This window comes from Pseudomonas sp. NY15356 (assembly GCF_048068175.1).
Classification (GTDB): domain Bacteria; phylum Pseudomonadota; class Gammaproteobacteria; order Pseudomonadales; family Pseudomonadaceae; genus Aquipseudomonas; species Aquipseudomonas putida_K.
Genome location: NZ_JBLUPW010000036.1, coordinates 16,241 through 29,552, shown reverse-complemented (window position 1 = coordinate 29,552; position 13,312 = coordinate 16,241). Strand labels below are relative to the sequence as shown.

General features: G+C 63.5%; 11 protein-coding genes. 4 read left to right on the top strand and 7 right to left on the bottom strand.

What is annotated here, in order from left to right; all coding sequences use genetic code 11:
* Positions 1-166: 166 nt before the first annotated feature.
* Positions 167-1,573, bottom strand: coding sequence for a transglycosylase SLT domain-containing protein (locus ACNFCI_RS21545; protein WP_084854793.1), 1,407 nt, complete (start codon positions 1,571-1,573; stop codon positions 167-169).
* A 156-nt stretch (positions 1,574-1,729) separates the two neighbouring features.
* Here ACNFCI_RS21545 and ACNFCI_RS21540 point away from each other — a divergent pair, with 156 nt between their 5' ends.
* From ACNFCI_RS21540 to ACNFCI_RS21530, 3 genes are all read left to right on the top strand, one after another.
* A complete protein-coding gene (locus ACNFCI_RS21540; RefSeq protein WP_324815194.1) occupies positions 1,730-2,527 on the top strand; it encodes a TatD family hydrolase in 798 nt (265 codons plus the stop codon).
* A gap of 105 nt (positions 2,528-2,632) precedes the next feature.
* Positions 2,633-4,111: a methyl-accepting chemotaxis protein gene (locus ACNFCI_RS21535; protein ID WP_084854795.1), complete on the top strand. Its 1,479-nt coding sequence runs from the start codon at positions 2,633-2,635 to the stop codon at positions 4,109-4,111.
* Between the two features lie 76 nt (positions 4,112-4,187).
* Positions 4,188-4,556 carry an Mpo1-like protein gene (locus tag ACNFCI_RS21530; RefSeq protein WP_084854796.1) on the top strand — a complete coding sequence of 123 codons (369 nt, stop codon included), beginning with the start codon at positions 4,188-4,190 and terminating at the stop codon, positions 4,554-4,556.
* 6 nt (positions 4,557-4,562) lie between these two features.
* On the opposite strand, the gene ACNFCI_RS21525 is transcribed toward ACNFCI_RS21530, so the two are convergent.
* Both ACNFCI_RS21525 and ACNFCI_RS21520 read right to left on the bottom strand, forming a co-directional pair.
* Entirely contained in the window at positions 4,563-5,330 is a 768-nt protein-coding gene (locus ACNFCI_RS21525) for a CHAD domain-containing protein (RefSeq protein ID WP_416768198.1), read from the bottom strand.
* A 14-nt stretch (positions 5,331-5,344) separates the two neighbouring features.
* A complete protein-coding gene (locus ACNFCI_RS21520) occupies positions 5,345-5,623 on the bottom strand; it encodes a hypothetical protein (RefSeq protein WP_084854798.1) in 279 nt (92 codons plus the stop codon).
* Between the two features lie 161 nt (positions 5,624-5,784).
* Here ACNFCI_RS21520 and ACNFCI_RS21515 point away from each other — a divergent pair, with 161 nt between their 5' ends.
* The gene (locus tag ACNFCI_RS21515) at positions 5,785-6,825 is read left to right on the top strand and encodes a patatin-like phospholipase family protein (protein ID WP_084854799.1); all 1,041 of its coding nucleotides are present in this window, start codon (positions 5,785-5,787) and stop codon (positions 6,823-6,825) included.
* A gap of 117 nt (positions 6,826-6,942) precedes the next feature.
* Here ACNFCI_RS21515 and ACNFCI_RS21510 read toward each other — a convergent pair whose 3' ends face one another.
* The 4 genes from ACNFCI_RS21510 to clpX form a co-directional block, all read right to left on the bottom strand.
* Entirely contained in the window at positions 6,943-8,814 is a 1,872-nt protein-coding gene (locus tag ACNFCI_RS21510; RefSeq protein WP_416768197.1) for a SurA N-terminal domain-containing protein, read from the bottom strand.
* Between the two features lie 184 nt (positions 8,815-8,998).
* Positions 8,999-9,271 (bottom strand): nucleoid-associated protein HU-beta, encoded by a 273-nt coding sequence (gene hupB, locus ACNFCI_RS21505; protein WP_011533117.1) that lies wholly within the window; start codon positions 9,269-9,271, stop codon positions 8,999-9,001.
* Between the two features lie 153 nt (positions 9,272-9,424).
* Entirely contained in the window at positions 9,425-11,821 is a 2,397-nt protein-coding gene (gene lon / locus ACNFCI_RS21500; RefSeq protein ID WP_084854801.1) for an endopeptidase La, read from the bottom strand.
* A gap of 155 nt (positions 11,822-11,976) precedes the next feature.
* Positions 11,977-13,260 (bottom strand): ATP-dependent Clp protease ATP-binding subunit ClpX, encoded by a 1,284-nt coding sequence (clpX, locus tag ACNFCI_RS21495; protein ID WP_043213487.1) that lies wholly within the window; start codon positions 13,258-13,260, stop codon positions 11,977-11,979.
* Positions 13,261-13,312 lie beyond the last annotated feature (52 nt).

Genomic DNA, 13,312 nt, shown 5'->3' with positions numbered 1-13,312 from the left:
CGAATCCCGCTGGGCAGCGGTGGGAGGCGTCACCGAACCAGCGCTTTAGCGGTATTTCGGATGACCCGGAGGGGGCTTCTCCCGCGCCCCGCAAGTAGCTGTTTAAATCGGCGCAGACGGTATGCTAGAGGCTCGAGCGGCAACTTACAAGCCACCTGTAAAGGTTTCAGCGCTTGGCCACACGCTCCAACGATTGCCGCTGGCGGTTGAACGCCAGGAAGTACTTGTTGACACTGTTGACGAAATTGACCGGCCCCATGCCGACCTGCTCCATGGCGATGCGCTCGGTCTGGAAGAACCACTGGTTGCCGTTGAGCCCACGGCGCCGCGCTTCGGCCCGCATGGCCTGGACCCGCTCGGGCCCGAGGTTGTAGGCCGCCAGCACGAACGCCATGCGCTCGCGCTCGTTGAGCTGGGGGCTGGCGAAGAACTTGCGGCGGATCAGCGCCAGGTAGCGTGCCCCAGCCTGGACATTGCCATCGACCGTCGCCGTGTTGCTCACCCCCACGCGGCGGGCCGCCGCCGGGGTGATCTGCATCAGCCCATGGGCGCCACCGCTGCCCCGCGCCGCCGGGTTGAGCGTCGATTCCTTGAAGGCCAGCGCCGCCAGGTTGAGCCAGTCGATCTGCTGCGCAGCACCATGCTTTTGCAACACCGCACGCACCGACTCCAGGCGCTTGCGGCTCTTGCGTGCCAACGGGTCGTGTACCCGGTACTGGCGCCGGTAGATGCGCTCGAAGGCCGCGTCCTGGTTCGCCGGGGCACGATAGCCCTGAAGGAAGCGATCCACGGTGGCCAGCAGCATGCTGGCATCACGCCGGACATACCAGCGCATCGCCTGGGGTTGGCCCAGGTGGACCCGGCTGTCCAGGCGCAAGCGCGGCATCACCCGCGCCCAACGCTGGGCGATCGGGCGCTCCACCACGGTCAGGTGGTAGATGCCGGCCTGGACCATTTCCAGTACATCCTCGACGGCCAGGCTCGGGTCCACCCACTCCACCTTGATCGCAGGGCGCTTGCGCAAGGCCAGCTGCTGGTTGAGCTGTTCGATCACCGCTCCGGCGGCACTGGCGCTGGTCAGGGCAACGGTACGCCCGGACAACTGCTCGACGCGGCTGAAACTGCGCTCACCCTTGCGCCCTACCAGCATCAGCTGCACCTGGTCGCGTACCGGGGCGCTGCCGCTGACGCCGCGCACCAGCGAAGGGTCCAGCAGTTCGCCCGGCGCCGCCAGGTCGCCCTCGCCCCGCTGCAGGGCAGCGAGCAGCTGCTCCTTGGCCCGTGGAATCAACTTGAGGCGGATTTCCTGGCCATCTCGGGCACGGGCATTGAGGTAGTGCTCCAGGCTCCGCAGGCGATGATGCTCGACGCCCACCGGCTCGCCCTTGACCTCGCCCGAGCTGTTGCGGCTCTGGTTCACCAGGACCCTGAGCACCTTGCTGCTACGGATCTGCGCTAGGTCCCGCACCTGGCTGGCCGGGACGTGTTGCTGCGGGCCAGGCAAACGGGCATTGGCTGGCCCGGCCAGGGTCAGGCCGAGGGTCAGCAGGAAAATCAGCAGCGATCGCAGCATGCGAGAACCTGTCCATGGGCGGTGGGCCGGCGTCATGGCGCATCCAACCCATGACAAATGACGCCAAAAGACCACGACAACCGCTTGAAGTTCTGGGATTTATTGGAAATTCCCGATTTTTGCTATGCTGGCCGACCCGCGGCACGAGGTAGCACCATGCAACTGATCGATATCGGCGTCAACCTGACCAACAGCAGCTTCCATGACCAACAGGCCGCCGTCGTCGAACGCGCCGTGCAAGCGGGCGTGGTGCAGATGGTCATCACCGGCACCAGCCTGGGTGTCAGCGAACAGGCCTTGGAACTGGCCTTGCAGCTGGACCCGGAAGGTCACCACCTGTTCACCACCGCAGGCGTCCACCCCCACGATGCCAGCACCTGGGACAGCGCCAGCGAGGATCGATTGCGCCAGCTCCTGGCGCAGCCGCGCGTGTGCGCCGTTGGCGAATGCGGCCTGGATTTCAACCGCGACTTCTCCCCTCGCCCGCTCCAGGAAAAAGCCTTGCATGCACAACTGGCCCTGGCCGCCGACCTGCAGTTGCCGGTATTCCTTCACGAGCGCGATGCCAGCGAGCGGCTGTTGGCGATCCTCCAGGACTACCGCGACCACCTGCCCGCCGCCGTGGTGCACTGCTTCACCGGCGAGCGCGAAGCCTTGTTCGCCTACTTGGACCTGGACCTGCACATCGGCATCACCGGCTGGATCTGCGATGAGCGCCGCGGCACCCACCTGCACCCGCTGGTCGCCAACATCCCCAGAGGCCGCCTGATGCTTGAAAGCGACGCGCCCTACCTGCTGCCGCGCAGCCTGCGGCCAAAGCCCAAGAGTGGGCGCAACGAACCGGCCTTCCTGCCCGAGGTATTGCGCGAGGTGGCGCTGCACCGGGGCGAACGTTCGGAAGAGACGGCAGCCCATACCACCGCCACGGCGCAGGCGTTCTTCCGGCTGGCGTAAGGCCCGGCCTTTGTTGACGCATATCAAGTCATGCCCTGGGGGGAGCAGGCACAATGATGGCACCTTGCCAATGTTGTTTCCGCTCAACTCAGAGAAGACCTGTCCATGGGTGCCTGGCTTAGCAATATTTCCCTTAGATACAAGTTTTGGGCCGTCAACGCGGTGGCCTTCATCACCACCTTGCTGCTGGTGCTCTACGCGGTGCACCTGGAACAGCAAGCGCGCGCCGAGGGCGCCCGCGATACGGCAGCCGCCCAGGCCGAGCTGATCGGCGCCTGGCCTGCGGCGCAGGCCCTGCCCCGGCAGCCCAACCTGGTAACCTGGCAAGTCGGTCAGGTCCCGGTCATCGCCGAACAACCACGCGAGGCCCTGGCCAACGCCCAGGGCTGGGTTCCACTGCCCCATGCCTGGCTGCTGGGCGACACCCCACTGCTGGGCGCCCAGGTCGTGCGCCATGGCGACCAGCAAGTCGCCGTATTGGCCCAGGCGCCGAGCCTGCGCCAGGTATTCTTCGAGCGCGTCAGTCGCTATGCCCTATGCGTGCTGATCCTGATGCTGGCGATGCTCTGTGCCTCGCAGCTGCTCATCCGCTTCTTGCTCAGCCAGCTGAACACCCTCAAGGACGTGATGCTCCACGTGGAGAAGACCGGCGACCTGGCCGCTCGCGTACCGCTGTCCTGCGGCGATGAAGTCGGCCAGATGGCAGGCGCCTTCAATGCCATGCAAACCACCTACCACCGCATCGTCAGCACCGTGGCGCACACGGCGGCACAGCTGGACGCCGGCGCCGCGCGCCTGGCCGCAAGCATGGATGAGGTGCGCCACGGCATGATCGGTCAGCAGAGCGAAACCGACCAGGCAGCCACGGCAATCAATGAAATGTCTGCCACTGTGCACCATATCGCCCAGCACGCCGGCGCCACCCGCGACCTCTCCCAGAGCGCCGACACCCTGGCCGGCAGCGGCCAGGCCGTGGTCAGCCGGGTACAGGGCTCGATCGCCGGATTGTCCGGCGGGGTCCAGCAGACCGCCGAGATGATCCGCCAACTGGCCGAGGACAGCCAGCGCATCAACGGCGTGGTCGGGGTGATCCACAGCATCGCCGAGCAGACCAATCTGCTGGCCTTGAACGCAGCCATCGAGGCCGCCCGCGCCGGCGACCTGGGCCGTGGCTTCGCCGTGGTGGCGGACGAAGTGCGCAACCTGGCCAGGCGCGTGCAAAACTCCACGGATGAAATCACCGGCATGGTCGCGGCCTTGCAGGCCGGCACCCGGGATGCGGTGGACTTCATGCAGGAGAGTTCGTACAAGGCCGATGACTGCGTCAAGCAGGCGCAGGAGGCCGGCGAAGCGCTGGCAGAGATCACCAGTGCCGTGGCGCAGATGCGCGAGAGCAACACCCAGATCGCAGTGGCCGCGCAACAGCAGAGCCAGGTCGCCGAGGAAATGAACCGGGCGGTGGTCAGCATCCGCGATGTCACCGAACAGACCGTTCAGCAGACGGTCGACTCGGCCAGCACCAGCAGCGAACTGGCGAGCCTGGCCGCACAGCTGAACAAGGCCATCGGCCAGCTCAAGCTATAGGGCCGATAACCCGCTTCGATTGGCCCCTGCCAAGGGGGCGCACTAAGCTTTGGGCATGACTGACGAGGAAATGCCCATGAACAAACGCCTGCCCAACCTGCCCGCCTGGCAATGGCGTGGCTACCACCACAACCACCGGCACCCGACCAACCTGGTGCTGCACCTGATCGCCGTGCCGCTGTTCATCCTCGGGGCACTGCTGGTGCTCTCGGGCCTGTTCGGCCTGGACCTGAGCCAGGTCGCCGTCGGCGTGATCGCCCTGGTCGCGGGCCTGGGCCTGCAGCGCCAGGGGCATCGTCTGGAAGCCGAACAACCGGAGCCGTTCGCCAACCGCAAGGATGCCCTGCAGCGTCTTCTGACCGAGCAATTCATTACCTTTCCGCGTTTCGTTATCAGTGGCGCCTGGTGGCGTGCCTGGCGCGACCGCCGTAAGCATCACCGGTGATACGCGCTAACGACGCGCCAGGGCCGCCTGCAGGGCCTGCAGCCTGATATCGGCCTTGCCCTCGGCCTCGTGCAGTTCGCGCGTCCAAGTCGCCTTGAAGGGCGCAAGGTCGGCGTGCTCGCGCGCCAGCAACAACCACTGGACGCGGTCGTGCCAGTCGCCCAGGTCGCCCTGGGCCTGCTTGAGCAGCCGCTGCAGCTTCTTGCCGGCATGCCTCAGCTGCGGATAGGCGTCGTCGCCGTAGCGCGCCCGCTTGATCAGCAGGCGCAGGCGATGTCGGTCGTGGGCAGGGTCGGCCAGGGCCTTTTCCAGCTTGTGCCACTGCTTGCGCAGGCGCTTGTCGATGCGTTTGCCCAGCTCATCGACCAGGCCTTCGCGGTCACTGACCCGCAGGAACAACGGGAAGTTGTCGACGATGGCCAGCACTCGGGTGAGCTGGCGGCTGGCGGCCACGCTGGCGAAGGTTTCGGCCCTGCCTTGCAGGCGTCGCTGCCCGGCCTGTTCATGGCCCCGGCCGATCAGGTGCGCCGCCAGCACCTCACGATCGCGCAGGGGGGTCGTCAAGGTGCCCAAGGCCTTCGCTGCATCCTCGAGCTGCTCCACACCCGGCAGGCCGCGCAAAGGCCGCAGCAGGCTGCGCAGGCGCCTCAGGCTGATACGCAGATCGTGCAGCGCTTCGCTGTCGACATTCGCAGCCAACCGCTCACGGCACGCCAGCAGGCGCACCTGGACCGCCAGCACCTGGGCAACCACATGGTCGAGCATGGCAGCCATACGTCACTCCAGAATCAACGCCCCGCGCGGGACTCACGAATGTAGAAGCGCGCCTTCTCGGCCTTGCGCGAGCAGCCTTCGAAAGCTTCGAACTGTTGCTGGGTCTTGGCGCCGGTCAGCAGCGACAAGGCCTTGGAATAGCTGACGGTGCCGGCGAAGCCTTCGGCCTTGGCAAGGTCCAGTTCCTTCCAGGCGGCATCGAGCTGGTTAGCACAGCTGTCACGATAAGCCGTCTTGCCTGCGCAGCCAGCCAGGGCCAGGGCCAGGAGGGGAAGGCAGATCCATGCTTTCATCGGTAATACCTCGAAATTGAACAAACGAATAGAGTGGCCGTTCGACGCTCAGGCAAGCGAAAAGTGCCCTGCTCAGCGTAGCCCAGCGCGGTCTACATTGAAGCATATGCAGCAATGGGTGCATTGTTGGACCATGGTTGCACAGCAGTGAGGGGACGATCATGAGCAAACGCGTGGCATTGGTACTGGGATCGGGCGGTGCCCGGGGGTACGCGCACATCGGCGTGATCGAGGAGATCGAGCGACGAGGCTACGACATCGCCTGCATCGCCGGTTGCTCGATGGGCGCGGTGATCGGTGGCATCTACGCAGCCGGCAAGCTGGACGAATACCGCGGCTGGATCGAAAGCCTGGACTACCTGGACGTGCTGCGCCTGGTGGATGTGAGCTTTCGTCTCGGCGCAATCCGCGGCGACAAGGTGTTCGGCCAGATTCGCAAAATCGTCGGCGAGGTGAACATCGAGCAATTATCCATTCCCTACACGGCCGTGGCGGCGGACCTTACCAACCAGCAGGAAATCTGGTTCCAGGAAGGCTGCCTGCACCAGGCCATGCGCGCCTCGGCGGCGATTCCCAGCCTGTTCACGCCGGTGATGCAGGGCAACCGGATGCTGGTCGATGGCGGCATTCTCAACCCATTGCCGATCGTCCCGGTGGTCTCCAGCCACTGCGACCTGATCATCGCAGTGAACCTCAACGCCACCAACCAGAAGCAGTACCAGTTGCCGGTCATCGAGCGCCCGGCAGCGTTCAAGATGCGCTTCGATGCCCTGATCAGCTCGCTGGGATCGCGCATGCCCTTCCGCCGCAAGCCGGCCGAACAACTGATACGCATCGAACAGGAGATCGCCTCCGAAGGCCTGGCATCCCACGACCCCTGGCTGGGTGAGTCGGCCGACCCGGAAAGCCAGCAACCTGCCGCTGCGCCGGAGCGCGGGGGCGCGCCCAAGTCGGCCACGGGCTCGTTCATCATCGACAACGTCGGGCCTGCCTCGTTGCTCGACCTGATCAACCAGAGCTTCGAGGTGATGCAGACGTCCCTGGCCCAATACAAGATCGCAGGCTATCCGCCGGATGTGTTGATCAACGTGCCCAAGCGGGTATGCCGGTTCTTCGAGTTCTACAAGGCGCCGGAGCTGATTGCACTGGGCCGGGAGATTGCGCGGGATACGCTGGATAACTATGAAGGCGAGCGGCGCTAGGCGCCTGGGTGTCCTGCCTAGGCTACAACGCACGAATCGCCCGCGCCTATCGGTTCGAGCGAAGCTCAAAAACGAAACAGGCCGCATGAGCGGCCTGTTTCGTTGCGGGGTGGGCACTCAGTAGCGAGTGACGTCCGCGTTGGCTTCCAGCTGCTTGCGGTAGGCGGCGAAGTCCTGCTCGCCGGCACGGGAGGCGAGATAGCGACGGATGTACGCCTTCTCCTCGTCAGTGGCCGCAGCGCCTTCGTTGACACCCTTGAGCTGCAGCACCACCAGGCTACCATCGCCCAGGACCACGCTGCCGTACACCGGCTTGTCCTTGGACTCAGGCTTGCCCAGGCGGAACACCGCTTGCAGCTCGGCCGGGTCGATACCGTCCTGGCCGCGGGTAACCGCTTCCTGGACTTTCCACGCCTGGCCCTCGTGGGCCGCATCAGCGGCGATCGAGCCATCACGCAGGCCAGCGATCAGCTTGTCGGCCTTGGCCTTGAGCTCGGCGATCGCCTTCTCCTTGGCCAGGTGGTCGTGGATGTTGCTGGCCACGGCCTCCAGCGGCAACTGCGATGGCTTGCGATGCTCCTTGACCCGCAGCACGACCACGGTTTCCGGATCCAGCTCGATGGCGTTGCTGTTGGCGCCCTCTTCCAGCACTTCTTCGCTGAACGCGGCCTGGACCACCGAACGGTTGGCGGTGATACCTTCGCCGCCCTCGCGACCGAACGCTGCCGAGGTCTGTACCTTCAGGCCCAGGTCCTGGGCCGGCTGGGCCAGGTCGGAGGCTTCGAAGGCGGCATCCTCGAGCTGCTTGGTCACTTCCACGAAACGCTGTTCGACCTGCTGGGTCTTCAGCTCGCGGGTCAGCTTGTCCTTCAGGCTGGCGAAAGTCGGCACTTCCGGCGCCTGGACGCCCAGCAGCTTGATCAGGTGGTAGCCGAACTCGGTGCGCACCGGTTCCGATACCTGGTCCTGGTTAAGCTTGTACAGGGCCTCCTCGAAGGCCGGGTCATAGACACCGGGGCCTGCGAAACCAAGGTCACCACCGTTGTTGGCCGACCCCGGGTCCTGGGAGAACTCCTTGGCCAGGGCGGCGAAGTCTTCGCCCTTGGCCAGGCGCTGCTGGATCTCTTCGATGCGGGCCTTGGCCTGGTCGTCGGAGACCTTGTCGTTGACCTCGATCAGGATGTGCGCAGCATGGCGCTGCTCGGCCAGGTTGGCGACTTCCTTCTCGTAGAGGTCCTTGAGTTCGTCTTCGTTGACCTCGACCTGGTCGAAGAACGCCGACTTCTTCAGCTCGATATAGTCGATGACCACCTGGTCCGGCGTCATGAACTCCTTGGCGTGCTGGTCGTAGTGCGCCTTGACCTCCTCGTCGCTCACCTTGACCGCGGCTGGGTCGGCCTTGAAGGTCAGCGAGGCGAAGTCTCGGGTCTGCTTCTCCAGGCGGGCGAAGGCCTCGACCTGCTTGTCGGTGACGAAGCTGCTACCGACCAGGCCCGCGCGCAGCTGGCTGATGAGCATTTCCTCGGTCAGCATTTCGCGGAACTGCATCCGGCCATAGCCCAGCTGGCGAATGACCGAGTCGAAGCGTTCGGCGTTGAACTTGCCGTCGACCTGGAACTCCGGCATCTGCAGGATCATTTGATCCAATGCGGCCTCGGAGAAGGAGAATTTGGCATCCTTGGCGCCCTGCAACAGCAGCTTGCGCTCGATCAACCCCTTGAGCGCGGCTTCGCGCAGCACTTTATCGTCCAGCAGCGCTGGGTCGACATCCTTGCCCAGCTGTTGCATCAGCTGACGGCGCTGCAAGTCGACGGCCTGGCTCAGCTCGTTCTGGCTGATGGTTTCGTCGTTCACCTTGGCAGCATCCTGGCTATGGCTGGTGGCCTGGAAAATGGCCTCGAAGCCGGTCAGCGCCATCAGCACAACGATAAGGCCGATGATGGTCTTGGCAATCCAACCTTGTGAATTGTCCCTGATATTCTGCAGCATGCGTCCCCCAGAAACGGTTGTACCACTGCGTCGACAACCGTGGAGCGTGGGTAGAGTCCTGATAGAAGAAAGGCGCATCCTGTGGGATGCGCCTTTTCAAAGCGAGCGTGCCAGCGGGAACGTTTGCGGCCCCGCCGTCACGCGGTCGGGCCTGGCATGGCCAAGCCCGGCTGAAAGAGACGACTTAGTTGACGGCGTCTTTCAGGCCCTTGCCAGCCTTGAAACCTGGGACCTTGGCGGCAGCGATCTTGATCGCCTTGCCGGTTTGTGGGTTGCGGCCGGTGCGCTCGGCGCGCTCCTTGACCGAGAAGGTACCGAAGCCAACCAGTACAACATCGTCACCTTGCTTCAGGGCGCCGGTGACGGATTCGATGACTGCGTCCAGCGCACGGCCGGCTACAGCTTTCGGAATGTCAGCGGATGCGGCGATAGCGTCAATCAGTTCCGACTTGTTCACTCTAAGTCCCCTTATATCTCTATTGAGTTTGTTTCTAAGTATGTAATGAAAAGCTTATGAAACGAGCACTGGGCGGCCTATTGACACTGGCGTGCCGTTTTATAGCAAGGCCCCGAAAAAACTGTCAAGGAAAGCCCCCCAGCGAAATACGTACTAGTGCGTGCTGATTCTTTCCTTAGCATCGCCGTCGCGCTTTTCATCTTTCGCGACAATCTCCGGAGCCACATCTGGCAAGGGCTCCGGGGCGTATTGCAGCGCAATTTGCAGGACTTCGTCAATCCATTTGACCGGTTTGATCTGAAGATCCTGTTTGATATTTTCCGGAATCTCCTTCAGGTCGCGGACATTCTCCTCGGGAATGATCACCGTCTTGATCCCGCCCCGATGCGCCGCCAGGAGTTTTTCCTTGAGGCCACCGATGGCCAGCACCTGGCCACGCAGGGTGATCTCGCCGGTCATGGCCACATCGGCGCGCACCGGGATCTGGGTCAGGGCCGAGACCAGCGCGGTGCACATGCCGATGCCCGCGCTCGGGCCGTCCTTGGGCGTGGCGCCCTCGGGCATGTGGATGTGCACGTCATGCTTCTCGTGGAAGTCGGCGGCGATACCCAGGCTGCGGGCACGGCTGCGAACCACGGTCTGCGCGGCGGTGATCGATTCGACCATGACGTCGCCCAGGGAGCCGGTCTTGATCAGTTGGCCCTTGCCGGGGATGACCACCGCCTCGATGGTCAGCAGTTCGCCGCCCACCTGGGTCCAGGCGAGGCCGGTGACCTGGCCGATCTGGTCCTGCTGCTCGGCCAGGCCATAGCGGAACTTGCGCACGCCGAGCAGGTGCTCGAGCTGCTCGCCGGTCACCTTGACCTTGAGCTGCTTCTCGCCGGTGTGCTCCTTGACCACCTTGCGGCAGACCTTGGCGATCTGGCGCTCCAGGCCACGTACCCCCGCCTCGCGGGTGTAGTAGCGAATGATGTCGCGGATCGCGGTGACGTCGATCTCCAGCTCGCCCTTCTTCAGGCCGTTGGCCTTCACTTGCTTGGGAGTGAGGTACTTGACCGCGATGTTGATCTTCTCGTCCTCGGTGTAGCCCGGCAGGCGGATGACCTCCATACGGTCAAGCAGCGCCGGTGGGATGTTCATCGAGTTCGAGGTGCACAGGAACATCACGTCCGAAAGGTCGTAGTCGACCTCCAGGTAGTGGTCGTTGAAGTTGTGGTTCTGCTCGGGGTCGAGTACCTCGAGCAATGCCGAGGCCGGGTCGCCACGCATGTCGCTGCCCATCTTGTCGATCTCGTCGAGCAGGAACAGCGGGTTGCGTACGCCCACCTTGGTCATCTTCTGGATCAGCCGGCCCGGCATCGAGCCGATGTAGGTGCGGCGGTGACCACGGATCTCGGCCTCGTCACGCACACCGCCAAGGGCCATGCGCACGAACTTGCGGTTGGTCGCGGCAGCGATGGATTCGGCCAGGGATGTCTTGCCCACACCGGGTGGGCCGACCAGGCAGAGCACCGGGCCGCGGATCTTCTTCACGCGCTTCTGTACGGCGAGGTATTCCAGGATACGTTCCTTGACCTCTTCCAGGCCGTAGTGGTCGGCATCGAGGATTTCCTCGGCCTTGGCCAGGTCCAGGCGTACCTTGCTCTGGGCCTTCCACGGCACCTGCACGAGCCAGTCCAGGTAGGAACGCACCACCGTTGCCTCGGCAGACATCGGCGACATCTGCTTGAGCTTGTTCAGCTCGGCCTGGGCCTTGGCCAGGGCATCCTTGGGCAGGCCTGCGGCTTCGATGCGCTTTTTCAGCTCTTCGACTTCGTTATGGCCTTCGTCGCCGTCGCCGAGCTCCTTCTGAATGGCCTTCATCTGCTCATTCAGGTAGTACTCGCGCTGGCTGCGCTCCATCTGCTTCTTGACCCGACCACGGATACGCTTCTCGACCTGCAGCAGGTCGATCTCGGCATCCAGCAGCGCCAGGACATGCTCGACCCGGGCCGGCAGGTCGACGATCTCGAGGATCTCCTGCTTCTGCTCGATCTTGAGCGCCATGTGGGCCGCCATGGTATCGACCAGGCGCCCTGGCTCCTCGATGCTGTTGAGCGAGGACAAGACTTCGGCCGGAACCTTCTTGCCCAGCTGGACGTACTGTTCGAACTGCGACAGCAGCGTGCGCACGAAGACTTCCGACTCGCGCTCGGCCGCTTCAGCTTCATCGATCAGGGACACTTCGGCACGGACGTGCCCTTGGGTCTCGGTAAAACGCTCTACCGCACCGCGCTGCTCGCCCTCGACCAGCACCTTGACGGTGCCATCGGGCAGCTTGAGCAATTGCAGGACGGTGGCAATGGTACCGACGCGATACAGGGCATCTTCGCCCGGATCGTCATCGGCAGGATTCTTCTGGGCCAGCAGCAGGATCTGCTTTTCGCCCGTCATCGCGGCCTCGAGGGCTTCGATGGACTTCTCGCGCCCCACGAACAGTGGGATGACCATGTGCGGATAGACAACGACATCGCGCAATGGCAAGAGAGGCAAGTCGAGGGTGGTCTTCATGATTTCGCCTCTACAGCGGCCCTTAATGGCCGGAAACCGGTGGAAATGATGCTTGGACCTAATGTGGGGGCAGGTCTGTAAAAATACAAGCGTTCAGATCGGAAAAGCAGAAAGGGGCCCGTAGGCCCCTTTCTTGCGCGCTTGGCTTGCCCGACTCAGGCGTCAGGTGCAGCCTTGGCTTGCGGCTCGCTGTTTTCGTAGATCAGCAGCGGCTGCGACGTGCCATCGATGACGCTCTCGTCGATCACCACCTTGCTGACATCCTTCTGCGAAGGGATCTCGTACATGGTGTCGAGCAGCACGCCCTCGAGGATCGAGCGCAGGCCACGGGCGCCGGTTTTGCGCTCCAGGGCCTTGCGTGCAACGGCCTTGAGCGCGTCGCTGCGGAACTCCAGATCCACGTCTTCCATCTCGAACAGCTTGGCATACTGCTTGGTCAAGGCGTTCTTCGGTTCGGTGAGGATCTGCATCAGCGCCGCTTCGTCCAGCTCGTCGAGGGTCGCCAGCACCGGCAGGCGGCCGACGAACTCCGGAATCAGGCCGAACTTGACCAAGTCGTCCGGTTCGACCTCACGCAGGGACTCGCCGACTTTCTTGCCTTCCTGCTTGCTGCGCACTTCGGCGCCAAAACCGATGCCACCCTTGGTGGAGCGGTTCTGGATGACCTTTTCCAGGCCCGAGAATGCACCACCGCAAATGAACAGGATATTGCGGGTATCGACCTGCAGGAATTCCTGTTGCGGATGCTTGCGCCCGCCCTGCGGCGGCACGGAGGCCACGGTGCCTTCGATCAGCTTCAACAGCGCCTGCTGCACGCCTTCGCCCGAAACGTCACGGGTGATGGAGGGGTTGTCCGACTTGCGCGAGATCTTGTCGATCTCGTCGATGTAGACGATGCCCATCTGGGCCTTTTCCACGTCGTAGTCGCACTTTTGCAGCAGTTTCTGGATGATGTTCTCGACATCCTCACCCACGTAACCGGCTTCGGTCAGGGTGGTGGCGTCGGCAATGGTGAACGGTACGTTCAACAGGCGTGCGAGGGTTTCGGCGAGCAGGGTCTTGCCCGAGCCGGTAGGCCCGATCAGCAGGATGTTGCTCTTGCCGAGTTCGACTTCGTCGCCCTTCTTGTCACGCTGGTTCAGGCGCTTGTAGTGGTTGTACACCGCTACGGACAGCACCTTCTTCGCGCGCTCCTGGCCAATGACGTACTGGTCCAGGATGCCGCTGATTTCTTTCGGCGATGGCAATTTGTGCGCGTTGCTTTCGGCCTGGGCTTCCTGCACCTCCTCACGGATGATGTCGTTGCACAGGTCGACGCACTCGTCGCAGATAAATACCGAGGGCCCGGCAATCAATTTGCGCACTTCGTGCTGGCTTTTGCCGCAGAAGGAGCAATAGAGCAATTTGCCGCTGTCCTCGCCGTTACGGGTGTCAGTCATTCGATCGATCCAATCCGGTAGGCATGAAACACAAGATGAAGGCAATTGCGGG